The following is a 24,658-nucleotide window of genomic DNA, read 5'->3' as shown; positions in this document are numbered from 1 at the left end:
CCGGAGTGCTCCATCAGGTAGCCAAAGCACGCACCCAGGCCCAACGGCATTGCAGGCTGCGCGAAGCACGACGAGGCATCGGCCTCGAATCGCGGCAAGTCACTTCAAGCATAATCGGCCTTTGCACGATAGCCACTCGCCTGAGTGATCGAGCGCCGAAACGGATAGGGAACCGGCAATGAGCGAAGCACGGCACGGCGCCTGGCGAGGTCGGCTCTGGCTGGCCGATGATCACGGCCTGCTGCTCGGCACGGCGGGCCACACCGGTGTCCATGCCCACTATGCCCACCAGGTAGTGCTCGCCCTCGAGGGCCAAGCCTGCCTGCAGGTCAATGGCGAAGAGCACCGCGGCGACATGCTGGCCATCGCCTCGTTGCAGCCCCACGCCATTCTCGCGCCCGGCACCGCCTGCATCACCCTGTTCGCCGAGCCCCTGGCGTTTTCCCTGGAGACCTTGCTCGACGTCTGCCGGCAAGCCCCCCGCGATATCTCAAGCCTCGCCCAGGCATTGCGCCAGGCACCGCGTCGCCCGTTGGATCTCCGTCTGGCGCGGGCCCTCGCACGGATTCGCGCGGTGGACGAGCAGCGCCTGCCTGCCACGGAGCTGGCACAGGCAGCGGCGCTGTCGGTCAGCCAGCTCGAGCGCCTGTTCAGTGGCCGCCTGGGCCTGTCGGTGCGGCGCATGGTGCTGTGGCAACGCCTGCGCGTGGCCCTGGGCGAAGCGCTGGCCGGTGCCAGCCTGACCGAGGCGGCCATGGCCGCCGGCTTCGCCGACTCGGCGCACCTGAGCCGCAGCCTGCGCCAGCAATTCGGCATCCGCGCCAGCGAAGCCCTGCGCCACCTGCGCTCAGACGTGCTCTAGCGCCTGACGCAGGCTGTCCGGCACGGCTGCCGGCGGATGCGCCGTGGCCACTTGGCAGAACGGCTCACGCAGTTGCGCAAGGTACGTTTTGGGATAGTCCGGACGGTCGCCGATGCCCATGTCGTCATCGGCCAACCCGTAGGCCGGCAGGTGCAGGGCAGTGCCGAGCAAGCGATCCCAGACGGGAAAGAACAACGCGAAGTTGACGTCGCCCAGGGTGCCGTACTTCAGGTGGTGCAGCCGGTGCACGGGGGCCCAGGCGAAAAGATGGCGCAGAACGCCGATGCGCATGTCGACATTGCTGTGCTGCAACAGCAGCTGGACCGCGATGCAGAACGCCAGCAACGCCGCCACGTCCTGCGACAAACCCAGCAGCAATAATGGCAGCACGCCGCCCAGCCCCTCGGCCATCTGGTGCAGCGGGTGCTTCATCAAGCCATTGAAGCCGTACAGCCGGGTCACGCTGTGATGCACCGCGTGCAGGCGCCAGAGCAGCGCGCTGCGATGGCTGGCGTAATGCACCAGGGTGATGCCCAGGTCGGCCAAGGGCAGCGCCAGCAACAGTTGCCCGAGCACGGGCCAGTGGCTGGGCCACAGGCTTGTGGCCGGCAGCCAGCCGGCGAACAGCGGGATGGCGGCGATGCTGGCGATATTGAGGGTTTCGTTGACCAATGCGTGCAGTGCATCGCGCCCGCCCTCGCCTGTTGCCTCGCGCCAGGCCGATTTGTAGGGGCACAGCACTTCGCAGGAGAACGACAGCAAGATCGCCACGCCAAGCAGGGGCAGCAGCCAGAGGATATCGGCGCCAAGATCGATCAGCCACACCGCGGTGGCAATGAAACCGAAGAAGAAACACGGGGCATAGAGGATACGCATGGATGGCTCCAGTCATGGTTGGAGCCGCCAGTGTTGCCTGGTGCCTGACCTCGGCGATTGAACGAACGGCGCATCTGTCGCAGCGATGCTCTACAGGGTCGAAGTGTCAGCAGCTCGGGCTGCCAGCTGTCTACGCATCTCATCGTTGGCGCCCTGGGCCTGGGCGAGGATGGCGCGCAGCCCCTGCACCTGCGCGTCACGCTGCTGCAATTGCTCGTCCAGCAGCGTGCCCCGGGCCGTGGCCTGGCGATGCTCGGCGAGCAGGCGTTCATTGTCGCGGTGCAGGCGCGTCAGCTCGTCCTGACGCGCCAGGGCACCCTGCTGCAAGGTCTGCAACTGGCCTTGCAACTGGCGCACCTGGGTCTCGTTGCGGCGTTGATCCTGTTGGCGCTGCTCGAGGCTGGCGCGCAGTTGCCCGTCCTTGTCGGCCAGGCGCGCCTGCAACTCACCCTGTGACTGGCTGAGGCTGGCGCTGCGCAACTGCTCGGCTTGCAGGCTGGCCTGGGCGGTCGTGAGGCGTTGAGTCTCGGCGTGCAGCGCAGCGGTCAGGGCCTCGACCTGGCGCAGCGTGCCAGCCAGGTCGCGCTGGGTCAGTTGCAGCTCGGCCTGCATCGCCGCACAACGCGCTTGCGCCGCCTGCTCGGCGGCGGCGATCCGGGCCAGCCCTTCCTCCTGCAACTGGGCAGCCAGCTGCTCGACCAATCGCGCCAACGGTTCGCTCAAGGCCCCCTGGCTGCCCAGCAATTCCAGCGGCTGCCGGTCCAGTTCCTTGAGGTACCGATGGATAGTGGTCTTCGAGCCGGTATTACCCAGCTCGATACGTACCGCATCGATACTGGGGTGTTCACCCCGGGCCATCAGTGCCTGCCGTGCCTGCTGAACGGCAGCCTTGTCTATGCCATTGCGGGCCATTACTCATTCCACCTATTCGTACCATGGCATGTACCATGTAATACCGCGCAATACTGCACGGCACTGCCCCTCGATTCAAGCCTGCGGGTGAAATATCATTCAGCGGCCTGTTCGAGGAAATCCACCGGCGGCACGAAGTACAACCCGCCGGTAACGGCGCGACTGTAGTCCAGGAGACGATCGTAGTTGCCCGGCGGCTTGCCGACGAACATGTTCTCGAGCATCTGCTCGATCGGCGCGGGCGACCGGGCGTAACCGATGAAATAGGTACCGAACTCCCCGGCACCGGGGCGGCCGAAGGGCATGTTGTCGCGCAGGATCTTGATCTCTTGCCCGCCCTCTTCCAGGGTGGTCAGCGAACTGTGCGAGCAACTGGGCTTGCTCGCGGCATCCAGCTCGATGTCGGCCAGCTTGGTGCGCCCGATGATGCGCTCCTGCTCCTGGGTCGACAGCGCCTCCCAGCCGGCCATGTCATGCAGGTACTTCTGCACCAGCACATAGCTGCCGCCGGCGAACGCCGGGTCCTCATCGCCTACCAGGGTGAAGCGTGCCACGTCCCGCGGACCGGGATTCTCAGTGCCATCGACGAAGCCGATGATGCTGCGCATGTCGAAATAGCGGAAACCCTGCACCTCATCGACCACCGCCACCGCATCACCCAGGCGCTTGACCAGCAACGCCGCCAACTCGAAACACAGGTCCATGTGCTCGGCGCGAATATGCAGAAGAATGTCGCCCGGCGTGGCAAGCGCCTTGCGCGCTCCACTGCCGAACTCGCGGAAGGGGTGCAGGCCAATCGGCTGCGGGGTGCCGAACAGGCGCTCCCACACCGCCGCGCCGAAGCCGATGACGCAAGATAGGTTGCCCGAGGGCACGCGCTTGCCCACCGAGCGCACCAGCCCGGCCAGGTCACCGCACACTTCGCGGACACGGACCGCGCAGTGCTCGCCTGGACCGAGCGTCGCCACCATGAACAGCGCGCTGCGGGTGATCGGGCTGTCCACCGCCTGCGGTTCGATCTGGTCAATAGTCATACAGGTTTCATCCCCACGCTTCGCTGGAAAAGGTCGGCGCATTACCCCATGCGGTGCGTTAATACGCGCCGGGCCGCATGTGGTATAGCACAGCCCGATGGCCTTCCCACCCTCATAGAGGGGATCTATCACCTGATCCAGGCTATCGATTTGACCGCGTCAAATTGCCTCAGCTACCGTGCCGCCCGCTTCAAAGCCACGTCGTCCTCCATAAGGCCAAGCGCATCACCTGCCCATTGCCGCCAACCCCCGACCCACGGCCTTGCCGTTGTCCTTGCGTTCGAGTTGTTGAAATGTCTGTGAATACCCCCTCCCGGATCACCGAGCTGGTCATCGAAGCCGGTACCCGCAAAGCCCTCTTACCCGCCCGCGCCACCTTGATCCTCGGTTTTCTGGCCGGTGCGTTCATTTCCCTGGGTTTTCTCCTGGCGATCCACGTCAGCACCATGATTCCCGCGCAGTGGGCCTCGTTCGGCACGCTGCTGGGCGCCGCGGTGTTTCCCATCGGCTTGATCCTGGTGATCCTGGCAGGTGGCGAGCTGCTCACCGGCAACATGATGAGCCTGCCTCTGGCAATGTTCGCCGGACGTATCCGCCTGCGGGCAGTGGCGCGCAACTGGACCCTGGTGACCCTCGCCAACCTGCTGGGCGCGCTGTTCGTCGCCTACTGCTTCGGCCATCTGCTAGGGCTGACCGAGGGTGCTTACCTGGGCAAAACCCTGGCCAGCGCCACCAGCAAGGTGAGCGCCGACTTCCTGCACGCTTTCGTTTCCGGCATCGGCTGCAACTGGCTGGTATGCCTGGCAGTGTGGCTGTCCTACGCCAGTCGCGAGATGAGCGGCAAGATCCTCGGCATCTGGTTCCCGATCATGGCCTTCGTCGCCATCGGCTTCCAACACGTGGTAGCCAACATGTTCCTGATACCGGCGGCGATCTTCGCCGGCTACCTGAGCTGGGGGCAACTGCTGGAGAACCTGGCAGCAGTGTTCCTCGGCAATGCCGTGGGTGGAGCGTTTTTCGTCGGCCTGGCCTATTACGTGTCGTACGGTGTACCTGCTCAGGAACAGGGTGCGCTGCGCTGACAGCACCTACCCGGCGATTGCCGCTGCTGCCTGGGCCAAGCGCCGCACAGCCAGGGAGATCTCGCCCTGGTCCAACGATGCGAAGCCCAGGCGCAGGGCATTCTCCGCCTCGCCGGCAGGTGAAAACTGCCGGCCACTGCGCACCATCAGGTCCAGTCGCAGTGCCTCGGCCACCAGCCGCTGCACATCAATAGCTGGATCGAACACCACCCACAGAGCCAGGCCCCCTTCCGGCTCGCGCACCACCACCCGCTCGGCGAACGCCTCGCGCAGACAACGCGCCAGTGTCTCGCGCCGGCGCAGGTACTCCTTGCTCACCCGACGCAGGTGCTTTCTCAGCTCACCGGCGTTGATCAAGTCTGCCAGCATGCGCTGCATCACCGCGTCGCCCTGGCCCAAGGTCAGCGCCGCGGTCCGCGCAAATACTTCGATGACCGGTGCTGGCGCGACGATGTAGCTGCACCGGAAGGTACTGCCCAGCGACTTGGAAAGCGAGCCGATGTAGATCACATGGCGTTGCGCCGGATCGCTGGCCAGCGGCAGGTACGGCCGGCCGGCAAAGTGGAACTCATGGTCGTAGTCTTCCTCGATCACGCAGAAGTCATGCACTCGCGCCAGCTCCAGCAACCGTCGCCGGCGACCGGCACGTAGGCTGACGGTGGTGGGGAACTGGTGGTGGGGAGTGATATAGAGCATGCGCACCGGGTGCAACCGGCACAACGCGTCGATCTGCTCGACCCGGCAGCCCTGCTCGTCCAGGTCCACGGTCACCAGCCGAGCGCCCAGCCGGCGGAAGATCTCCCATGCCGGCGGATAGCTCAGGCGCTCGACCAGCACCACGTCCCCGGGCTCGATCAGCGCACTGGCGGCCAGGTACAGCGACATCTGCACGCCTTGGGTAAGGCAGATATGCTCTGCCTGCACATTCAGGCCGCGGTCGTGGCGCAACATCTGCGCCAACGCGCAACGCAGATAATGACCGCTGCCGTCACTGCCGTGGCGCACCGTGTTGCTGGCGAAGCTATAGCGCAGGGCATTGCGGTAGTAACGATGCAGCACGGCCTGGGGCAACAGCCTATGGTCACAGGCACCGTTATCGAAGAACAACGCACAGGGCCGCTGCTGCAATGCCGTCGCCTGGTCGTTTGCCGCGAAATAGGCGCCAGCGGGTGCGTCGCGCAGCACCGGGGCGAATGAGCGCGGGCCACCGGGCACCGGCACTGCCGCTGTCGCGAGTTGCTGGCTGACGAAGGTGCCACGACGCGGCACGCTTTCCAGCCACCCCTTGGTCACTGCCTCCTCGTAGGCAAGGATCACCGTCTTGCGGTTGACGTCGAGCAGTTGGGCCATTTCCCGCGTGCCGGGCAACGCAGTGCCGGGCCGCAGACGGCCTTCGGTGATGGCGGCCACCAGGCCTTCGACGATTTTCCGGTAGGACGCCTGTGGCGCAGCGTCATCGAGGTTGAGCAACAGCCGCCATTTGCGGAGCTGGACCATGTGAACTATCCAAAACTGGAGGTTTTCCTGGGCCAAGTCTACCGCAACAATCACGCCTTCTCCTTGCCCCGAGGTGCCCATGCCCAATCGTCATGTCATTGAATTGTCGCCCTCGGGCAGCACGTTCGACGCCCACCAAGAATTGCTGCTCGACGCCATGCTTGCCAGCGGCCTTGCCGTGCCGTTCTCGTGCCGCCGAGGTGCCTGCGGCTCGTGCAAGGTCAAGGTTGTTTCGGGTAGCTATCGCGACACGCCACGTAGCGCGGACACACCCGCGCCCTCCTATCCCCTGGCTCCCGACGAGATGCTGTTGTGTCAGAGCCATGCCTGCAGCGACATGTGCCTGGAGATTCCCGGCTGGTCACTGGACACCCCCACCCTGGCGTTCACCGCGCAGGTACAGAGCCTGCGCGCCTTGAGCCAAGACATCAGTGAACTGGTGCTGCAGCCCGCACAGCCTGTGGAGGTTCGGCCTGGCCAGTACGTCAGGTTGTGTCTCGACAACGGCGACAGCCGCTGCTTCTCCATCGCCAACCTGCCGGCGCACGATCAAGGACGCATGGTGTTCCATATCCGCAAGGTCAGTGGCGGCCTGTTTTCCGAGCGTCTGCTGCCCACGTTGCGCAGGGGCGACACGGTGAAGCTCGAGGGCCCGACAGGTGCCTGCACTTGGCAGCATGAAAATGAACGGCCAATGGTGCTGTTCGCCACCGGGACCGGTTACGCCGGCATCAAGCCCTTGCTGCTGACCGCTCTGGCGCGCAAGGCCGAGGTTTCACTGTACTGGGGCGGTTCAACGCCGGACGACTTCTATGACCGTGGCTTTCTCGACCAGGCCGGCCTGGAGCACCCTCGGTTTCAGTGGCACCCGGTACTGTCGGCGCGCGCGCGCGTTCACCAGGTGGCGCTGGCCCAGGGACATCCCTGGGGGGACACACAGGTCTATGCCTGCGGTAACGCGGCGATGATCCGCGAGGCCCGCCAACAGTGCCTGGCTGCGGGGGTTCAGACGCATCGGTTCATCGCCGAGGCGTTTGTCCCCAGCGGCACCGCGGCGGCGCCAAACGCACTGGATCCGTACTGGGAACAGGTAGGCCCGCGCTATTCGCTCGATGGCATGCTGGCCGCCCGCGAGCAGACGGTAAGAGCGCTGGCGGCGATTGCCAGTCAATTGAAAATCGGCATGACCACCGCCCAGGCCCTGGCGATGGCCGAGCAGACCTTGCAGGCCATGGGCGCCTCGCACACCTGGCACCCGACCTACATCCGCTTTGGCGACGACACCGTACGCACACCACGCCAGGGGATTGACCCGCAGCGCCGGCTGCGCGCCAGTGATATCGCCGTGGTCGACCTCGGCCCTGTGTGGGACGGCTATGAAGGCGACTATGGCGACACCTTTGTGTTTGGCAAGCATCCCCTGCATCTGGCCTGCGTCACGGCCTTGCACGAGGTGTTCGAGGAAACGCGCCAGGCCTGGCACACAGGACTGACCGGCCGCGAACTGTATGACGTCGCCGAGCGCAGCGCCGCGGCAAAGGGTTGGCGGCTGGAGCGCAACTTGGCCGGGCACCGCATTACCGACTTCCCCCATGCCCTGTTCGGGCAGGATAAGCTGGCCGATCTACCGATCGTGCCGGGGGAGATGGTCTGGGTGCTGGAAATTCAGCTGTGCCATCCCACAGAACCGGTGGGAGCGTTTTTCGAAGACATCCTGCTGGCCAGGCGCTAGCGCCGCCTTCACAACGCCTGCGGGTGCTGGCTCAGCCGTCCTTGCCCAGCACATAGCGGTCGAAGTGCTGGATATGTTCGTCGAGGTTGTCCTCGAGCATCATCCGGTACTGCTCGCTGAAATACTTCAACAATTCCTCGCGCGCTGCCGCCATCTCCGCCGCGGACTTGAAACTGCGTGCCGCCATCCAGGCATTGAAGCGGCTGGCGGCGAAGGTCATCGAAGCGCTGACCTTGCCGAGGTCCTCGAGCTTTTCGATCTGCTGGTTAGCCAGTTCCACATGCGCATCGGCGCGGTCGTAAAAGGCCTGGTCGGTGGCTTGTGCCATGGGAATATACCTATCGGAAAACTTTGTGCTCAGGCGGTCTTGGCCTGAACGGTGAACAGGCTGGCCCCCAGCGTCATGAACGACACGCCGAACAGGCGATTCATCAGGCGCGCACGGTTCGGCGCAGCCAGCTGGCGTTTCAAGGCTTGGGCCAGGGTGACATAGAAAGCGTGGGACAGTATCGAGCACAGGGCAAAGGTGACTACCAAAAGGCCGAGCTGGCCATCGGCGCCGTGGCCGGTGCGCATGAACTGCGGCAGGAAGGCGGCGAAGAACAGGATCGCCTTCGGGTTGGTCAGCGCGACTGCCACGCCATTGAGCAGCAGCCGCCGATTGCTGGCGCTGGCCTTGACCGGCTGCTCCAGCAGGTCAAAGGCGCTGGTACGGCTCTTCCACTGCTTGATCCCCAGGTAGATCAGGTAACTCGCGCCGAGCACCTTGAGCAGCAGGAAAGCCGTGGCCGAAGTCTGCAGCAATACCCCGAGGCCCGCACTGGTGGCGGTGGACACCACCAGCAGCCCGAGCGCGTTGCCCAGCGAGCCGAGCATCGCCCGCTTCGGCCCGTGGGACAGCGAGTTGGACAACGCCATGATGACACCCGGGCCTGGCGACAAGGTCACCACCATCGAGACAACGACAAATCCGAACCAATCGTGCAGCGACATCCTTGTACATCCTCGGGCCGATTACATGAGGCGGCGACTGTAACAGAATGCCGCCCCGCTCCGGAAATGGCGCTGCGCCTGATATCCCCGTGCTACATCAAGCCTGAGAATCCGCCAGTACCGTCCCCACCGGCCGTTCTTGCGTCGGTGCACGGTTGCACGCCACGAAGTCCTCCTGGCGCAGCACCACCAGCGCCAGCAGCGACGCCACGCCGGTGCCCACGTAGAAGTACCACGGCGCGGTAATATCCCCGGTCACCTTGATCAGCCAGGTGGAGATCAGCGGCGCGCTGCCGCCGAATACCGCCACCGGAATGTTGTAGGCCATGGCGATGCCGGTGGAGCGGATGCGCGTCGGCAGCAGCTCGCTCATCAGCGCGTAGGTCGACGACGCATACAGCCCGAACAGGATCGCCACCGCCATCAGCGGCCAGAACAGGGTCGCCGGCGTAGCGCCCGGCGCGGTCTTGAAGAACCAGTACATGGCCAGGGTCGCCAACGTGCCGATCACCATCAGGAACGGCTTGCGCCCGTAGCGATCGGTGAAGGCGCCGCCAAACGGCATCACCAGCGCCGCCGACAGGCTGGCGACGAACACATAGAGCAAGGTGGTGCCGCTGTCGAATTTCAGCGTGTTGGACATGTAGGTCGAGGCGAAAGTCAGCACCAGGTAGAAGATCGAGCTGTGCAAGGTGATGATGAAGAACACCAGGGCAATCGAGCGCTTCCACTGCCACACCTCGCGCAGCGGCGCCTTGGAGGTCTGCCCGGCCTCCACCAGGGCGAGGAACTCCGGGCTGTCCTCGAGCTTGAGGCGAATATACAGCGAGATGAAGCCCAGAGGGCCGGCAATCAGGAACGGAATCCGCCAGCCCCAGTCCTGCATCAGCTCGGCGCCCAAGGCCCAGGTCATACCATTGGCCACCGCGCCGCCCAACAGCAACCCGAGCACCGCCGTGACCATCAGCCAGCAGGTGGCGAAGCCCCGACGGCCGGGGCCGGCGTATTCGGAGATGAAGCTGGTGATGGTGCCGATCTCGCCGCCGGCGGAGAAGCCCTGCACACAGCGGATCAGCACCAGCAGCACTGGCGCTGCGATGCCGATGCTGGCGTAGGTCGGCAGCAGGCCGAGCAGGAAGGTGGAGCCTGCCATCATCACCAGCACCGTGATCAGCGTGCGACGGCGGCCGATCTTGTCCGCCAGCGGGCCGAAGAACAGCCCGCCCAGCGGGCGGATGAAGAAGCTCAGGGCGAAGGCCGCGAAGCTCGCCAGCAGGCTGCTGGTGGGGTCGTCGGAAACGAAGAAGGCCTTGCCGATATACAAGGCCAGGAAACCGTAGACACCATAGTCGTACCACTCGATCAGGTGGCCGGTGGTGGCGCCGATGAAAGCCCGGTGCCGCTGGCGCTGGGTGTTGGCGGGTGACATGCCCATGCGGGTAACTCCTGTCGTGTCGCTTTCCATGAAATGTCGCGGCTCAAGCGCTGCCGAGCGACCCGTCCGGGTCCAGCAGCCATTGGCGCAACTGGGTCTTGAGAATCTTGCCATAGCTGTTTTTCGGCAGCTCGGCGCAGAACAGGTACTTCTTCGGTTTCTTGAACGAGGCCATGCGCGCCAGGAACCACTCATTGAGCGTCCGCGCATCGAGGCTGCCTGCCGTGCGCGGCACGACGAAGGCCACCACCGACTCGCCCCACTCGGGGTCGGCTTCACCCACCACGCAGGCCTCGAACACTTCGGGGTGCTGGATCAGCACTTCCTCGACCTCGCGGGGATAGATGTTGCTGCCCCCGGAAATGATCACGTCCTTGCTGCGGTCCGTCAGCGACAGGTAGCCCTGGCCGTCGAGAAAGCCGATATCGCCGGTGTGCAGCCAGCCATCCACCAGGGCCGCCGCGGTGGCCTGGGGATTGTCCCAGTAACCCTGCATCACCACCGGGCCGCGCACGACGATCTCCCCTGCCTCGCCAGCCGCCGTCTCCCGGCCCGCGCCATCGACCACGCGCACCTCCACGCAGGCCTGGGCGCGGCCAACGGAAGCGGCGATGGCCGGCCAGCCCGGGTTGCCACGGTCGGCGATGGCCTCGCGGGACAACGCACTGATGGTCATCGGGCATTCGCCCTGGCCGTAGATCTGCACCAGGCGCGGGCCGAAGGTATCCAGGGCATCCACCAGGTCCGCCAGGTACATCGGGCCGCCGCCGTAGACGATGGTCTTGATGCCTTCGCCGGCATAGCCTTGCTCGCGCGCCTGCTCGACCATGCGCTTGACCATGGTCGGCGCGGCGAACAGGCTGACCTGCCCCAGCGATCGCGCCAGGGTGAACAGCTCCGTCGCCTGGAAGCCCCGGGACAGGGGCACCACGTGCCGGGCGCCGCAGCGCACGTGGATGAAGTTGTACAGCCCTGCGCCGTGGGACATCGGCGCGGCATAGACCACGGCGTCTTCGGCGGCTACCGGGTCGACGTCCAGCGAATAGCACAGCGACATGGCCACCAGGTTGCCATGGGACAGCATCACCCCCTTGGAACGCCCGGTGGTGCCGGAGGTGTAGAACAGCCAGGCCAGGTCGCTGTCCAGGCGTGGGTGCGGCGCCTGCAGCTCATCGCTGGCCGGCAACCCCGGCATGCGCCGGGCAGGCGTGGCCAGCTCGCGGCAACCGTTCGGCAATGCCAGGTCGGCGAGCAGCTGGCCCTCGTCGGTGAAGATCAGCCGCGCCCCGGCATTGCCGGCGATCCACGCGGCCTCCAGGGCGTGCAGCTTGTGGTTGATCGGCACCGCCACAGCCCCGCACCACCAGATCGCGTAGAGCAGTTGCAGGTAGTCGCAGCTGTTCTTCATCAGCAGCGCCACCCGCTCGCCCGGTTCGATGCCGTGCACGTGACGCAGCTCCAGCGCCCGTGCCCGCACCTGGGTGGCAAACATCCGGTAGTCGGCGATCTGCCGCGGCCCCTCGAACAACGCCGGCCGCTCAGGCCAGCGCAGGGCCGCATCCTGCAACCAATGGGCGATGTTCATGGCTCAGACCCTGACGGCTTGCAGCACACTGGCGTAGTTGGCCACCGCCATGCCGCCCATGTTGAACAGCAGGCCGAACTCGGCATTGGGCACGCCCAGGCCGATGGGCTTGCCGGTCAGCTGGGCGAAGCCCAGGGCATGCATCGACACCCCGGTGGCCCCCACCGGATGCCCCTTGGCCTTGAGCCCGCCGGACAGATTCACCGGCAAGCGCCCACCCTGGCGCACGATGCCGTCGTCCAGGGCGCGATGCCCCTCGCCACGGGGCGCCAGGCCCATGGCTTCGTAGATCAGCAGTTCGGCGATGGTGAAGCAGTCGTGCACCTCGGCAAAACTCAGGTCGTTGAGGGTCACCCCTGCCTCGCGCAGCGCCCCGTGAATGGCCCGCTGCGGCCCCTCGAAAGCCAGCATGTCGCGGCGCGACAACGGCAGGAAATCATTGACCTGAACCATCGAGCGGATCGCCACCTGGCGCCGCATCGAGCGGGCGCGGGCAGGCGAAGCCAGGATGATCGCCGCAGCACCATCACTGATCAGCGAGCAGTCGGTCAGGCGCAGGGGCGCCGCGATCAGCGGGTTGCTCGGCGACACCTGGTTGCAGTGCTCGAAGTCCATCACCCGGTGCATCTGCGCCAGCGGGTTGGCCATGGCATTGGCGTGGTTCTTCACCGCGATCGCCGCCATCGATGCCAATGGGCTGTGGTAGCGCTCGGTGTATTGCTGGGCGACCTGGCCGAACAGCTGGGCAAAACTCAGGCCGGCCTCCTGCAAGGCGTTCTGGTAACCGGCACCGGCCAGCGCCCGGGTGACCTCGACCGTGCTGTTGCCAGTCATCTTCTCCGCGCCGACCACCAGCACCAGCTCGGCGGCGCCGCTGCGGATCGCGTTGATCCCGGCCTGGATCGCCGCCGAGCCCGAGGCACAGGCGTTTTCGCAGCGGGTGGCGGGTTTGAAGCGCAGTTGCGGGTCGGCCTGCAGCATCAACGATGCGGGGAAGCCGTCGGCCACCAGGCCCGAGTTGAAGTGGCCGAGAAACAGCGCGTCGATCTCGGCGGCGTCGATGCCTGCATCCTGCAAGGCATCGCGGGTGACCTGGACGATCAGGTCTTCGAGGTTCAGGCCATCCAAACGACCGAAAGGGCTGTGCGCGGCGGCGACGATGGCGACGGAATCGTGGAACATGGTGTTTTCTTCTGTCCTTGAAGCGGGTATTGCATACAATGTGTCAGCACCCGAATCCCACGCTAGTTGGGGCAACTACGTACACGAGTAAGTAGTGAGCCTTACGGGGCATGACCATAAGCACCGAGGCAGGAAGCCTGATGACCGTACCCACCCACGCCTCCCCGGACCTCGAGCGCCTGGCGTTCCAGGTGTCACCCGCGCCGCAACTGATCACCGGCCACCGGCGCATGCTCGACTGCAACGAGGCCTTCGCCCGGCTGTTCGGCTACACCCGCGAGGAGCTGCGCGGGCACCTGACCCTGCTGCTCTACCCTTCCCAGGCTGACTACCAGAGCATTGGCGAGCGCAGCGAGCACTGGCTGCGCAACGGTCTGGGCGCTTTCTATTCAGACGAGCGTTTCATGCAGCACCGCAGCGGAGAGGTGTTCTGGGCCCGGGCCCAGGGCTTTACGCTAACGGCGGAGGATCCGTTCAAGCTGATGATCTGGCATTTCGAACGGCTCGACCGGCAGCCGGCGCCCGCGGTGCAACTGACGCCGCGTGAGCGGCAGATTTCGTCGCATATCGTGAACGGCCTGACCTGCAAGGAAGTGGCGCGGCAGCTGGGGATATCCCATCGGACGGTGGAAGTGCATCGGGCGCGGTTGATGAAGAAGTTGCAGGCGAAGAACAGTGCGGAGCTGGTGTCCAGGATCATTTTCATTAGCTGACAGCGCAGGCACTGACCGCAACGGTAGAATCGCATTGTCAGTCAAATGCGCGTATCCGCCCTGGCCGGGGCCACTGGCTCCCTTTACAGTGCAATAGCCCCAGATCATCCCGGAAGATAGAAATGCATCAAAACGAAAAGGACCTGAACAACATCATCTCGTCCATGCTGGCGGAGGATGAAAAGCTGCAAGACGGCGCCAACGATTTTATCCTGGCAATCATAGGGCGGGTTGTTGAAGCCGCGACCATCAAGGAGGGTACGCAGCTATATCGATACTCACCCGGCATGGCAGTCACAAAAGAAAACCTGGTCAAGCGAACCGCGAACAATCTGAGCCGGATGTCTCATGGCTGGACGCCTTACCGCTTCGGCCTCGTAGATCACTCCAAGGAGAAGCTCAGTAGCCAGGGCAAGATTCTGAATGACCAGTTCAGGCTGATGCTGAAAGGACATGTCGCCGAGGAGGCCCTTGATGAGCTGACCCGCGATCTGTCGCAGGTTCTGCAGCACAGTTGGTCGCTGACCCTGAACGTCTGAACAAGCGGTCGCCATGACGCCATGAACTCGAGCAAGGCGACCAATTGCCTGGTCCGCAGAAACCAAGCCGGGTGCACGACTTGGTCCGGAGAGAGTAATCAGCCGAGTCTTGCAATCCCCCCGCCACCCCGAGACAATGCGAGCAATTACCATTTACATCGTGGATCCCGCTCTATGTCGACGCTCGACCGCTCGGCGCTTCACCAGCTGTACTGCGAAAACAACGGCTGGCTGAAAAGCTGGCTGCGCGCACGCCTGGGCAATGCCGCCGATGCGTCCGACCTGGCCCACGACACCTTCCTGCGGGTGATGACTGCCCGCAACCAGGGCCCCATTCGCGAGGCGCGCAGCTACCTCAGCGCCATTGCCCGCGCGCTGCTGATCGACAAAGTCAGGCGCCGCGCCATCGAGCAGGCCTACCTGCAGGCCCTGGCCCTGCGCCCGGAGCCGGTCGAAGTGTCGCCGGAGACGCGCCTGTCGATCATCGAAATGCTGGTAGCGGTCGATGCACTGCTCGACGAACTGGGCCCCAGGACCCGTGACATCTTCCTCGCGGTGCAACTGGAAGGGCTGACCTACGCGGCAGTCGCCGAACGCTTCGATGTATCGATCACCACAGTCAAGAACCACCTGATCCGGGCCATGACCCGCTGCCTGCTGGTGGTCGACAATTGAGGGCCGGCCAGTGGACCTGAAGACCCTCGAGGCGGCCGCGACCTGGTACGTGCAACTCAATGACGGTGATGCCGACCCAGCACGGACCCAGGCCTGGCGCGATTGGCTGGCCGCAAGCCCCGCGCATGCCGAAGCCTGGGCCCGGGTGGAGAAACTCCAACACCAGTGGTCAACGGTACCGCGCCAGGCTGCGCTGTCAGGCCTGGGCGCGGCCCAGGCGCAGCGCCGCGAGGTGCTCAAGGTGCTGGGCCTGCTACTGGCGGTCGGTGGCGGTACCTGGTTGGCCAGCGAGCAGGTGCCCTATCGCGCCCTGCTCGCCCAGCAGCGCACCGGCAGCGGTGAACGGCGCTCGCTGCGCCTGGACGACGGTTCGCAGCTGGAGCTGAACGTCGACACCGCACTCGACGTGCGCTTCGACGCCCAGGTGCGGGCGATCCAGTTGTATCGCGGCGAGATCCTGATCAGCACCGCCAGCGACGCCGCCCGCCGCCCGTTCATCGTGCACACCGACAACGGCAGCGTGCGTGCGCTGGGCACGCAATTCAGCGTGCGCCAAGCAGCGCAGCAGACACAGGTCGGCGTGTTGCAGTCCGCCGTCGAGATACGCCCGCAACGCCACCTCGACCAGGTGTTGCGCCTGGACGCCGGCCAACAGGCAGGCTTTGACCGCGACGCGATCGGCCGCGCACAAGCCCTGCCCGCCGATTCCGCGGCCTGGGTCCAGGGCATGCTCAGCGTGAACGATTGGCGCCTGGGCGATTTCATCGCCGAACTGGGCCGCTACCGCCCGGGCGTACTGCGTTGCGCGCCGTCCGTCCAAGGCATGCGCATTTCCGGCTCGTTCGCCATTGATGATACCGATATCGCCCTGGCGAACCTGCCGAAATCCCTGCCCGTGAGGGTGCGCTACCTGAGCCGTTACTGGGTCAACGTCGAACCTGCCTGAGCCCGGCGCCAAAAAAAGTTTTTCGCAATCTTGCTGATTTCGATTCTCGTCCGTCCATGACACAAGCCGCGACGACAGCGACTTTCCGCCATGACACGCAAGGATCACCCAATGCCCCTGCTCCAGCCCAGCACCCGCCTGCGCCACGCCATCCACCGGTTCACCCTCGGCCTGTCCCTCGCCACCGCGCCTGGCCTGATGTTCGCGCCGGTCGACGCCCTGGCCGTCAGCCAGACCGCCTACCACATCGCAGCCGGCCCCCTGGGCAACGCCATCACCCAGTTCGGCGTGCAGGCGGGGGTGACCATTTCGTTCGACACCGAGCAGACCCGCCATCTCTCCACCCCCGGGCTCGACGGCAGCTACAGCGTCGAGGAAGGCCTGCTGCGCCTGCTCGGCAGCAGCGGGCTGCAAGCCCAACGCCAGGGCAATGGCGGCTATGTGCTGATCCCGGCTGATAGTGGCCCCGCGATGGAGCTGGGGCCGTTGACCATCGACGCCAACCGCCTCGACGCCACAAGCGAGGGCACCCAGTCCTATGCAGCGCGGGCGGTGACCATCGGCAAAGGCGTGCACACCCTCAAGGAGACGCCGCAGTCGGTCACCGTCATGACCCGCAAGATGCTCGACGACCAGAACCTCAACACCCTGGAACAGGTGCTCGACAAAACTCCCGGCATCACCGTCTACGACTCGCCCATGGGCGGCAAGTACTTCTACTCCCGTGGCTTCAACCTCGACGGCCAGTACCAGTACGACGGCGTACCGCTGGACGTGGGCGGCAACTATGTGCAGGCCAACAGCTTCTCCAGCGACATGGCCTTCTACGACCGGGTCGAGATCCTCAAGGGCGCGGCCGGCATGATGAAAGGTTCCGGCTCATCGGCAGGCGGCGTCAACTTCGTGCGCAAACGTGGCCAGGACAAGGCCCAGACCACACTGACCCTGTCCGCCGGCACCTGGGACAACTACCGCGGCCAGGTGGACGTGGGCGGCCCCCTGAACGAATCAGGGACCGTGCGCGGCCGCGCCGTGGCCACCCTGCAGGATCGCCAGTACTTCTACGACAATGCCAAGCGCCAGGACCAGGTGCTGTACGGCGCCCTGGACTGGGACGTGACACCTGACACTACCCTGGGCGTCGGCCTGGCCTATGAGGACGTCGATGCCTCGCCCTGCTACCACGGCCTGCCCCGCTATGCTGATGGCAGCGACCTGAAGCTGTCGCGCTCCACCTGCCTGGGCGCCAGCTGGAACGACCAGCAAAGCCAGCGCACCACCGGTTTCGCCGACCTCAAGCACCGCTTCAACGACGACTGGAGTCTGAACTTCGCCTCGGTCTATACCCACAACAACCAGAACATCGAGTACGGCTACGCCGAGGGCGCGGTGCCGGTCGGTGCCGGCAGTGCCGCCATCGGCCGCTACGCCGGGCGATTCGACTACGATCAGGACGACTACGGCTTCGATAGCTACCTCGACGGCAAGTTCGAGGCATTCGGTCTTGAGCACGAGTTGATCGTCGGCGCCAACGCCAGCCGCCAGCAGACCCACGACTACTTCGCCCTGAGAGGCCTGGGCGGCACCCAGAATCCGTTCGACCCGTCGCCGGCCTTCCCGCACCCGTCCAAGGACGCGTTCCTGGCCGCCCCCAGTCGTGGCGGCAGCGTTCCCACGGATTCCACCACCACCCAGTACGGCACCTACGCCACCCTGCGCCTGAAACTGGCCGAGCCGCTGACCCTGGTGCTCGGCACGCGGGTTAGCTGGTACCGCAACAAAAGCGATTCCTACACCCAGGCCTGGGACTACTGGGTGCATAACCGCAGCCAGGAGAACGGCCAGGTCACGCCCTTCGCCGCAGTGCTCTATGACCTCAACGATGAATGGACCGCCTACGCCAGCTACGCCGATATCTTCCAGCCGCAGAGCAACCTGGTGAACGCCCAGGGCCAGGCCCTGCAACCGAAGACCGGCGCCAACTACGAGCTGGGCATCAAGGGTGAACTGTTCGGCGGCGCGCTCAACACCGCCTTCAACCTGTTCCGCACCATCGAGGAACACCGCGCCGAAACCGACTTCGTCGACACCTGCAAGGGCTCGGGCGACCAGTACTGCTACACCGACAGCGGCAAGGTGCGCGCCCAGGGCTTCGAGGCCGAAGTCAGCGGCTCGCCCATCGAGCGCCTGCAACTGCTGGCGGGCTACACCTACACCCAGACCAAGTACCTGAACACCATCAACCAGACCGAGCCGACCGAGCTCAACTTCACGTCCAGCTTCATCCCCCGGCACATGCTCAAGGTCTGGGGCGATTACCAGCTCGCCGGCGCGCTCGACCGCTGGACCGTGGGGGCCGGGGTTTCCAGCCAGAGCGAGAACTTCCGCCGCCAGGGCAACCTGAGCATCGAGCAAGCGGGCTACTCGCTGTGGAGCGGCCGCGTGCAGTACCGCCTGGACGACCACTGGAGCCTGGCGCTGAACGGCAACAACCTGCTGGACAAGCGCTATTACTCGACTGTCGGGGCCACTGGCTGGGGCAACTACTACGGTGAGCCGCGCAACTTCATGGTGACGCTCAAGGGGAGTTTCTGATGGGTGCAGGGACGTAAGCGCCGGGCTTTTCAAGGTGTTCGCCACGAAGGCATCTGCACCTGTTAGATCGAGCGCTGCAAGATTTGCGGCGGACACCTGGAGGCCTTTACTACATTCCCATATGTGCATCATCCGTCAAAACGACTGATAGGCGACGGCGAACGCACACATGACGTACTCGGTAGCCTGGACCAGAGTGTCTTCAAGGAGGTGGGGGGATTCGGAGGACGGTGGTGGATCCGGGACGATCTTCAACATGACTTCGTACTCGACGTTCATGAATGATCAACCAGACACACATTCACCTGCAGGAGGATGGGTGGCGGCTACGTGCGGGTCTGCAAGTCCGGGGAACATCGAGCGATAACCCGGCCGGCCCGAGGGCCAACCACACGTAGCCACCATTGAGCACAACCACTGGAAAACGCCAGCGACTCGAGGGTGAGTACAGTTCGATGTTCAGACGGGCTTGCAGGCCCGGCCGTTGATTTGGCAACGACCCAGCGAGACTAGCCGCCACTTCGAGGGCGCAACAGTGGCCAAAGCATTCTTCGGAAACGGCCTACTTGAAATAGGGAAAATCTTATTCATGCCTGGAGGACGCGATACGAGCTTGCTCCCTACCCCATTACCCAGCTATCCGAGAGACAGTTTGCATCTACGCCATCGCTAGTAGAACATCCTCTCTTTTGCACGAATGGACACGCGCATGAAGCTTGAGAGGACCACTCAGTACAGAACCGATGAAGGGATCGTCTTCAATCTCTCGCAAATTACCCTTATGGAAAGTGCATCGAGAGAGGTTCATGGCGGGATTGGCCCGCAGCGTTCTGGCGTGACGTTGGTCATCAAGGTCTGAGGAGCGGTACATGCCTTACATCATGCAAGCTGCCATCCTTCTGGTACTGGGCGCACTCCTCGTTCAGTTTCTGAGACCATCCCCCTTACGCAAGTGGCTGGGCCTGACGCTGTTAGCCGCAGGCTTGGTCGGCATCTTCAAAGTCGACCAGCAACAGGTGTTGGGCTTTGACCTGGAGCTGCTGGCGCTACTGGCTGTGCCGCTAGGCGTGGTGCTGTTCCTGACGCGGCGGCGATTCTCGGATATGGACTGATAGCCATTCCAAACTCTGGCGAGGAAAAATCCGCCTCTTTTTTACTCAGGGGGCGTTTCTGACAGGCGCAAGTCGGGGCGGCCCTGCGCGTGCCTCCCCTGTCTGTGTCACACCTTCTTCAAAATCCCCATATGCGCATCATCCATCAATGCCTTGGCCATATCGCTCAGGTAGTGCGATGCCCAGACCAGCACCGGTTCGTTGTCCATCACGCCGATGAAAGACGCCCGGCGGGCGCTGTCGAGCAGCACGGAGGCCTGCTCCATGGCGTGGTTCGCACAGTTGCCAGGCTCTACGCGGAACAGCCGCGTACCTTTGGTGGCGCCTTCCAGGCAGGTGCGGGGCGTCTTTAAGGAGAGGGAATTCGGCGGACAGTGAAAGATGGCAGCTACGTACAGGCCTGCAAGACCGGGGCATTACGAGGCGAAAACCCGGCTGACCAAAAGGTCACCCGCACGCAGCCACCATAAAGCGGGACCCACGACTCAACGCCGAGGCTCATGGTGAGCACCATCGTAATACCGCGCAGGCTTGCAGACCCGGCCGTTGATACGACCCAGCGAGACTAGCCGCCACTTCGGGGGCGCAACAGTGGTCAACGCATGCTTCGGAACCAGACTACTCGAACTAGGGAACATCTTATTCATGCCTGTAGGACGCGCTATGAACATGCTCCCCTACCCCATTACTATTGCGGCAGTTTCGCAATCACCTTGATCTCGAAATCGAAACCGGACAGCCAGGTCACGCCGATAGCGGTCACCGTGGGATAAGGTGCTTCGCCCCAATACTCGGCTGCCACCTCCCAGATGGTTTCGAATTTCGAGTCGGGGTCGACCATGAAGATGGTCGTATCAACTACATCCTCGAAACTCCCGCCCGCCTCGGCCAGGATCGCGTTGAGGTTGGCAAAGGCCAAACGAACCTGAGCCGCGAGGTCAGGCTCGGCCGAACCATCCTTGCGGCTGCCGACCTGACCGGATACGAACAGAAAACCATTGGAGCGAATCGCTGGTGAGTAGCGGTGCAACTCGTACAAAGCATGGCGATCTGGCGGGAAAACGACATCACGTTTGCTGGACATGGCCTACCTCGTTTTGGGCCATCGCGGCCCGCTGTTTACGGTGAGGCCACTATAAAAAACGCCACCTGCCTGGATAAACGGGCAGCGCTGGCCAGGACTGTTTGTATACTCCAAACAATCCAGGGGCGAACGAGGCGTGGAATGGACCGATTCGATGCAATGCAGGCGTTTGCCCGGGTGGTGGAGACCGGCAGTTTCACCAAGGCGGCCGCCACCCTGCACATGAGCAAGACCACCGTGACGCAGCTCATTCAGCAGTTGGAAGCAAGGCTGCGCGTGCGCCTGCTCAACCGCACCACACGCAAGGTCAATGTCACCGCCGACGGCGCGGCCTACTACGAACGCGTCGTCCGGTTACTGGCAGACATGGACGACGCCGAGACCAGCTTGTCCAGCGCGTCGATGGCGCCGCGCGGCCGGCTGCGGGTTGATGTACCCAGCCCGCTGGCGCGAATGCTGCTCATACCCGCCTTGCCGGGGTTCTTTGCACGTTATCCGGAAATCCAGCTGACGGTGGGCGTGAGCGATCGCATCGTCGACATCATCGGTGAAAACATTGACTGCGTGGTGCGTGGCGGCGAGATCACCGACCAGTCCTTGGTGGCAAGGCATGTGGGCGATCTGAAACTCGGCATCTATGCCACGCCCGGCTATCTGCAGCGCTTCGGGACGCCGGTTCACCCCCTTGAGCTGGAGGAAGGCCAGCACAAAACCGTCGGCTTTCTCTGGTTTCGCACAGGCAAAACCTTGCCCTATGCGATGCACCGAGGTGATGAACGCTTGGAGGTCCAGGCGCGCCCGCAACTGACAGTCGATGACGGCAATGCGTACCTTGCCGCCGGCCTGGCTGGCCTCGGGATGCTCTGGCTGCCGCAGTACATGGCCAAACCGCACCTGATCAGCGGCGAACTGCTGCCACTGTTCGAAGACTGGCACATGTCGCCAATGCCGATGTACCTGGCCTTCCCGCCGAATCGCCATGTCAGCGCCAAGGTGCGGGTGTTTATCGACTGGATAACCGAATTGATGGCCGAACATGCGCCGGTGATTGGCTGATACAAGTGCAAGGCCGCTCCAGGACCAGGCACTCCGAATTTTTGCTTTTGCCCGTTTTCAGACAGTGCGGTGGAGGCCGACTATGGGTCGTTACTGGCATTTCGTGACTGGCCGCTTCCGACCCATAGCTGCCGGTCGCCAAGAGTTTCAGCCGGACAAGAGCTGCCATTGACCAGTCGCTCAAAACGGCCATTTGAGGGACCTACGCAAACAGACGCGATTCATGACTTTCGACTTCGTTCTGAGGCACCATATCCCCTAGGAGTACAGCAGCTCGCAATGCGAATAAGGAAGAATGCCTTTGGACTCGAACAACTTCTCGCAAAACACCCCCGCAAACAGCAACCGCATCCGCAACATAATGGCGCTCACACTGATTATTGTGATCGGAGCATTGGGCAGCGCGGCAGTAATCCAGAATCGCGGGCTCAAGGTCGAGGCACAGGCCGATCGGATAGGCGTGACACTCCAGCCGGCCGAATATCCGACCCCGCCTATTGCCACCTATACAGATGCCTCTCCCATCGTCACTGCGCCTGATGCACAAGTGGAAGTGCATGTCACAGGGCCTACTAATCCGACCTCTGCGCAAGCCTCTAGGAGAGACGGCTTCTCCACCCACGGCGCTGCCTCGCCGATCGTGACCGGACAAGGTGCTGTTGTGAAAGCCACAGTCGATACCCGCCCATGATGACGCAAAGAAGTTACCGCTCGATAGTGATGCTTGCGGTGCTATCGCTGCCCCAGCTGGGTATCGCAGGATCACCGAACATGCAGACGACAGATCCTTGCTCGGCGATCGTCACTGGCGCAGGGGCATCGGTGACTAGCTACTGCATAGGGATCACCAAAGAAGCATTAGAGCGCCTCTCCGACATCACTGCCTCGAGTCGTGGCCGTAGGCTCTTCGTGTCAGACGCTTGGTTCAGCCCAACGCCCATGTTCGGACAACCGAGCGGGGACAAAAAGTCTGTAAATGAGCAGGTCTACTTATCGGTACGCGCGACAAATATCACATCAGCCATAATCGTCCTGACAGCAGCCAAATGGGAGATAGTTCAGGCGAGAAATCTATCGAAAGGCGGTGGCTCATATGGTGGCAAAAACCTTTTGTGGCCTGCGCTCTCAGTTAACAAGCCAATCAAGATCGAGCCCGGGGAGCAGGTGGAAATCAGACTTGGTGAAGGGTTGGAACTCCATGGCATGGCTAGCCGCCTTCGCAAGAATCATGATCTAGACACCGCCTATACAGTGCCCGCAATCAAACCTGTGCGCATCAACGGCGATATGTATATCAATTGGTTTGCCGAACAGATGGGCCTGTTGTATGGGATAAAGGCAAAGCTGCGTCTCACGCTCTATGAAGGCGACTACAAACCTATCGCCAGCCTGTCCTTGCCTCTTGCCCAGGGGGTGGACTTCTTCTACCACGGTGAAGCAGTGGATCAGAACGGAAGTGTGCAATACGCCCCCCGCTTGGCGTACGACGCCTTCCTGGGGCAGTACTTGGAAATGCGTGAAAAAATGGAGCCCGGCTTTCGTATCAATCGGCCACCGGCGACGGTGATTGAGGTGACGCCAGACCCTACAGTGTGGGGTAAGCAAAGGTATCGAAGTCTCGGTGCTCAAGAGGAGTCGGAAAAATGAATCGTCGCTGTTTTCGTAGGTCCCTTAAATGGCCGTTTTGCGCGATTGGTCAATGGCCGCTACAGGTTGTCTAAAGTCCTGTCCATAGGGATCATCAATGGGGCGGAAGCGGCCATTGCTGAGTGTCCGCTTCTGGCCGATAGCCAAAGCTCACCAGGGCCTGTATATGGCCTGAAAGGATATTCGATTCACGGCTTTGCTCGATAGCTGTTCAGCCATATTGATTTGATCCGCATGTAATCTTGGTGGAAGGACTGGTTGTGGCCAGTCCTAATTAAACTTGGTTGATAGGCCGCTTAGAAGCAGGGGTGAACCATGGTTATTTAATTTCCTTGACGAGTCGCGCCATCTCTACTGCTTGTTCATATGTGATGTCTGGTGCCGTGGTTTTCATCAATCGACGTGCGGCTAACTCAATTTGCTGCTCGCTGGCATCTGTGCGTATTGGTACTTGCTCATATTTCGGAGCTTGTCGTGGGAAAGTGTGAGCAATACATAGGTGGATAGTGGCTGCAATGCTCTGGATTTTACATATGAAATTTTCGCGGATGGATTCTTGTGCTGCATTAAAACTCGGTAGAAGACTCATTGCCTGCTGTCTGATTTTTGGCGAATCGAAGTCAAGTGGCTCATGGAGATGAGCGAATTCGTTTCTAATTTTGCGAATAAGATCAAGCGAATTATGGATTTCTTCCGGTATCAGCCCCAATGCAGTCGACATTTTGATTTTCGATGAAAATGTCCCTACCGGACCATTGAAATCAAATAACGCTGCTCTCGCTCTCGCGCCCTGCTTAACAAAAAAACTACTGAGCAGCTCATTAATTTCATTCTCAAGATATGCGGCTGCAACTAGAGCACATCCACGGTCTGATTCTTTATTTAGTTCGGCCCCGATCCTGAACAGAATTTCAGTCCTTTGCTTTGTGCCGGGTACTATTAGATCCAGGCCGCCTTCAAAATCAAGTTCATCGTGCTCATTATTTTGTGACATGAAGCGTCTCGCTGCGATTAAGTGGAGTACGTGGTATAGGTATATTATACTACGGGGATGAGTAGGGGCGATTTCCTGTGTGGATTTTTAGTTGAGTGGAAGACTTG

General features: G+C 62.8%; 24 protein-coding genes. 12 read left to right on the top strand and 12 right to left on the bottom strand.

Features of this window, described 5'->3' with window-relative positions; translation table 11 throughout:
- Window positions 1-178: 178 nt before the first annotated feature.
- Entirely contained in the window at window positions 179-862 is a 684-nt protein-coding gene (locus OH705_RS17825) for an AraC family transcriptional regulator (RefSeq protein ID WP_038706283.1), read from the top strand.
- On the opposite strand, the gene OH705_RS17820 is transcribed toward OH705_RS17825, so the two are convergent.
- From OH705_RS17820 to OH705_RS17810, 3 genes are all read right to left on the bottom strand, one after another.
- Entirely contained in the window at window positions 848-1,738 is an 891-nt protein-coding gene (locus OH705_RS17820) for a sterol desaturase family protein (RefSeq protein ID WP_160290543.1), read from the bottom strand. The genes OH705_RS17825 and OH705_RS17820 overlap by 15 nt on opposite strands.
- 90 nt (window positions 1,739-1,828) lie before the next feature.
- Window positions 1,829-2,650 carry a DNA-binding protein gene (locus OH705_RS17815; protein ID WP_267302662.1) on the bottom strand — a complete coding sequence of 274 codons (822 nt, stop codon included), beginning with the start codon at window positions 2,648-2,650 and terminating at the stop codon, window positions 1,829-1,831.
- Window positions 2,651-2,745: 95 nt separating this feature from the next.
- Window positions 2,746-3,684 carry a Dyp-type peroxidase gene (locus OH705_RS17810; protein WP_094012006.1) on the bottom strand — a complete coding sequence of 313 codons (939 nt, stop codon included), beginning with the start codon at window positions 3,682-3,684 and terminating at the stop codon, window positions 2,746-2,748.
- Window positions 3,685-3,977: 293 nt separating this feature from the next.
- Between OH705_RS17810 and OH705_RS17805 the strand changes: the two genes are divergently transcribed.
- Window positions 3,978-4,766 carry a formate/nitrite transporter family protein gene (locus OH705_RS17805; protein ID WP_038706285.1) on the top strand — a complete coding sequence of 263 codons (789 nt, stop codon included), beginning with the start codon at window positions 3,978-3,980 and terminating at the stop codon, window positions 4,764-4,766.
- 6 nt (window positions 4,767-4,772) lie between these two features.
- Here the strand turns inward: OH705_RS17805 and OH705_RS17800 are convergent, their stop codons facing one another.
- Window positions 4,773-6,263 (bottom strand): PLP-dependent aminotransferase family protein, encoded by a 1,491-nt coding sequence (locus OH705_RS17800; RefSeq protein ID WP_267302661.1) that lies wholly within the window; start codon window positions 6,261-6,263, stop codon window positions 4,773-4,775.
- Window positions 6,264-6,342: 79 nt separating this feature from the next.
- Here OH705_RS17800 and OH705_RS17795 point away from each other — a divergent pair, with 79 nt between their 5' ends.
- Window positions 6,343-7,995, top strand: a complete 1,653-nt coding sequence (locus OH705_RS17795; protein ID WP_267302660.1) for an NAD(P)H dependent flavin oxidoreductase family protein — start codon at window positions 6,343-6,345, stop codon at window positions 7,993-7,995.
- Window positions 7,996-8,026: 31 nt separating this feature from the next.
- On the opposite strand, the gene OH705_RS17790 is transcribed toward OH705_RS17795, so the two are convergent.
- From OH705_RS17790 to OH705_RS17770, 5 genes are all read right to left on the bottom strand, one after another.
- Complete coding sequence (locus OH705_RS17790) at window positions 8,027-8,323, bottom strand: DUF3144 domain-containing protein (protein ID WP_110605272.1); 297 nt, start codon at window positions 8,321-8,323, stop codon at window positions 8,027-8,029.
- Window positions 8,324-8,352: 29 nt separating this feature from the next.
- On the bottom strand, window positions 8,353-8,988 hold the full coding sequence (locus OH705_RS17785) for a LysE family translocator (RefSeq protein WP_094012004.1): 636 nt from the start codon (window positions 8,986-8,988) through the stop codon (window positions 8,353-8,355).
- Window positions 8,989-9,085: 97 nt separating this feature from the next.
- A complete protein-coding gene (locus OH705_RS17780; protein WP_104445253.1) occupies window positions 9,086-10,423 on the bottom strand; it encodes an MFS transporter in 1,338 nt (445 codons plus the stop codon).
- Window positions 10,424-10,466: 43 nt separating this feature from the next.
- Window positions 10,467-12,008 carry a class I adenylate-forming enzyme family protein gene (locus OH705_RS17775; protein ID WP_267302659.1) on the bottom strand — a complete coding sequence of 514 codons (1,542 nt, stop codon included), beginning with the start codon at window positions 12,006-12,008 and terminating at the stop codon, window positions 10,467-10,469.
- 3 nt (window positions 12,009-12,011) lie between these two features.
- A complete protein-coding gene (locus OH705_RS17770) occupies window positions 12,012-13,190 on the bottom strand; it encodes an acetyl-CoA acetyltransferase (RefSeq protein WP_038706289.1) in 1,179 nt (392 codons plus the stop codon).
- A 140-nt stretch (window positions 13,191-13,330) separates the two neighbouring features.
- Here OH705_RS17770 and OH705_RS17765 point away from each other — a divergent pair, with 140 nt between their 5' ends.
- The 6 genes from OH705_RS17765 to OH705_RS17740 all read left to right on the top strand — a co-directional run bounded on the left by OH705_RS17765 (window position 13,331) and on the right by OH705_RS17740 (window position 19,770).
- Window positions 13,331-13,903, top strand: a complete 573-nt coding sequence (locus OH705_RS17765; RefSeq protein WP_110605276.1) for a LuxR C-terminal-related transcriptional regulator — start codon at window positions 13,331-13,333, stop codon at window positions 13,901-13,903.
- A 122-nt stretch (window positions 13,904-14,025) separates the two neighbouring features.
- Window positions 14,026-14,442: a hypothetical protein gene (locus OH705_RS17760; protein WP_267302658.1), complete on the top strand. Its 417-nt coding sequence runs from the start codon at window positions 14,026-14,028 to the stop codon at window positions 14,440-14,442.
- 174 nt (window positions 14,443-14,616) lie between these two features.
- Window positions 14,617-15,117, top strand: coding sequence for a sigma-70 family RNA polymerase sigma factor (locus OH705_RS17755; RefSeq protein ID WP_046855312.1), 501 nt, complete (start codon window positions 14,617-14,619; stop codon window positions 15,115-15,117).
- 10 nt (window positions 15,118-15,127) lie between these two features.
- The gene (locus tag OH705_RS17750; RefSeq protein ID WP_267302657.1) at window positions 15,128-16,063 is read left to right on the top strand and encodes a FecR domain-containing protein; all 936 of its coding nucleotides are present in this window, start codon (window positions 15,128-15,130) and stop codon (window positions 16,061-16,063) included.
- A 111-nt stretch (window positions 16,064-16,174) separates the two neighbouring features.
- The gene (locus OH705_RS17745; protein WP_267302656.1) at window positions 16,175-18,658 is read left to right on the top strand and encodes a TonB-dependent siderophore receptor; all 2,484 of its coding nucleotides are present in this window, start codon (window positions 16,175-16,177) and stop codon (window positions 18,656-18,658) included.
- An 869-nt stretch (window positions 18,659-19,527) separates the two neighbouring features.
- Window positions 19,528-19,770: a hypothetical protein gene (locus OH705_RS17740; protein ID WP_267302655.1), complete on the top strand. Its 243-nt coding sequence runs from the start codon at window positions 19,528-19,530 to the stop codon at window positions 19,768-19,770.
- Between the two features lie 107 nt (window positions 19,771-19,877).
- Here OH705_RS17740 and OH705_RS17735 read toward each other — a convergent pair whose 3' ends face one another.
- Together OH705_RS17735 and OH705_RS17730 are read right to left on the bottom strand one after the other, a co-directional pair.
- Entirely contained in the window at window positions 19,878-20,102 is a 225-nt protein-coding gene (locus OH705_RS17735) for a DUF3077 domain-containing protein (RefSeq protein ID WP_416383584.1), read from the bottom strand.
- A 356-nt stretch (window positions 20,103-20,458) separates the two neighbouring features.
- Window positions 20,459-20,854: a RidA family protein gene (locus OH705_RS17730; protein ID WP_094011997.1), complete on the bottom strand. Its 396-nt coding sequence runs from the start codon at window positions 20,852-20,854 to the stop codon at window positions 20,459-20,461.
- A gap of 141 nt (window positions 20,855-20,995) precedes the next feature.
- Between OH705_RS17730 and OH705_RS17725 the strand changes: the two genes are divergently transcribed.
- The 3 genes from OH705_RS17725 to OH705_RS17715 all read left to right on the top strand — a co-directional run bounded on the left by OH705_RS17725 (window position 20,996) and on the right by OH705_RS17715 (window position 23,557).
- Window positions 20,996-21,910, top strand: coding sequence for a LysR substrate-binding domain-containing protein (locus tag OH705_RS17725; protein ID WP_267302654.1), 915 nt, complete (start codon window positions 20,996-20,998; stop codon window positions 21,908-21,910).
- A gap of 301 nt (window positions 21,911-22,211) precedes the next feature.
- Window positions 22,212-22,601 (top strand): hypothetical protein, encoded by a 390-nt coding sequence (locus OH705_RS17720; RefSeq protein ID WP_267302653.1) that lies wholly within the window; start codon window positions 22,212-22,214, stop codon window positions 22,599-22,601.
- A gap of 80 nt (window positions 22,602-22,681) precedes the next feature.
- Window positions 22,682-23,557, top strand: a complete 876-nt coding sequence (locus tag OH705_RS17715) for a hypothetical protein (protein WP_267302652.1) — start codon at window positions 22,682-22,684, stop codon at window positions 23,555-23,557.
- Between the two features lie 319 nt (window positions 23,558-23,876).
- Here OH705_RS17715 and OH705_RS17710 read toward each other — a convergent pair whose 3' ends face one another.
- Window positions 23,877-24,551, bottom strand: a complete 675-nt coding sequence (locus OH705_RS17710) for an MltR family transcriptional regulator (protein WP_267302651.1) — start codon at window positions 24,549-24,551, stop codon at window positions 23,877-23,879.
- Window positions 24,552-24,658: the final 107 nt, after the last annotated feature.

It is taken from the genome of Pseudomonas sp. BJa3 (assembly GCF_026343815.1).
In the GTDB taxonomy this organism is placed as follows: Bacteria; Pseudomonadota; Gammaproteobacteria; order Pseudomonadales; family Pseudomonadaceae; genus Aquipseudomonas; species Aquipseudomonas soli.
This window is presented reverse-complemented; position numbering and strand designations above follow the sequence as displayed.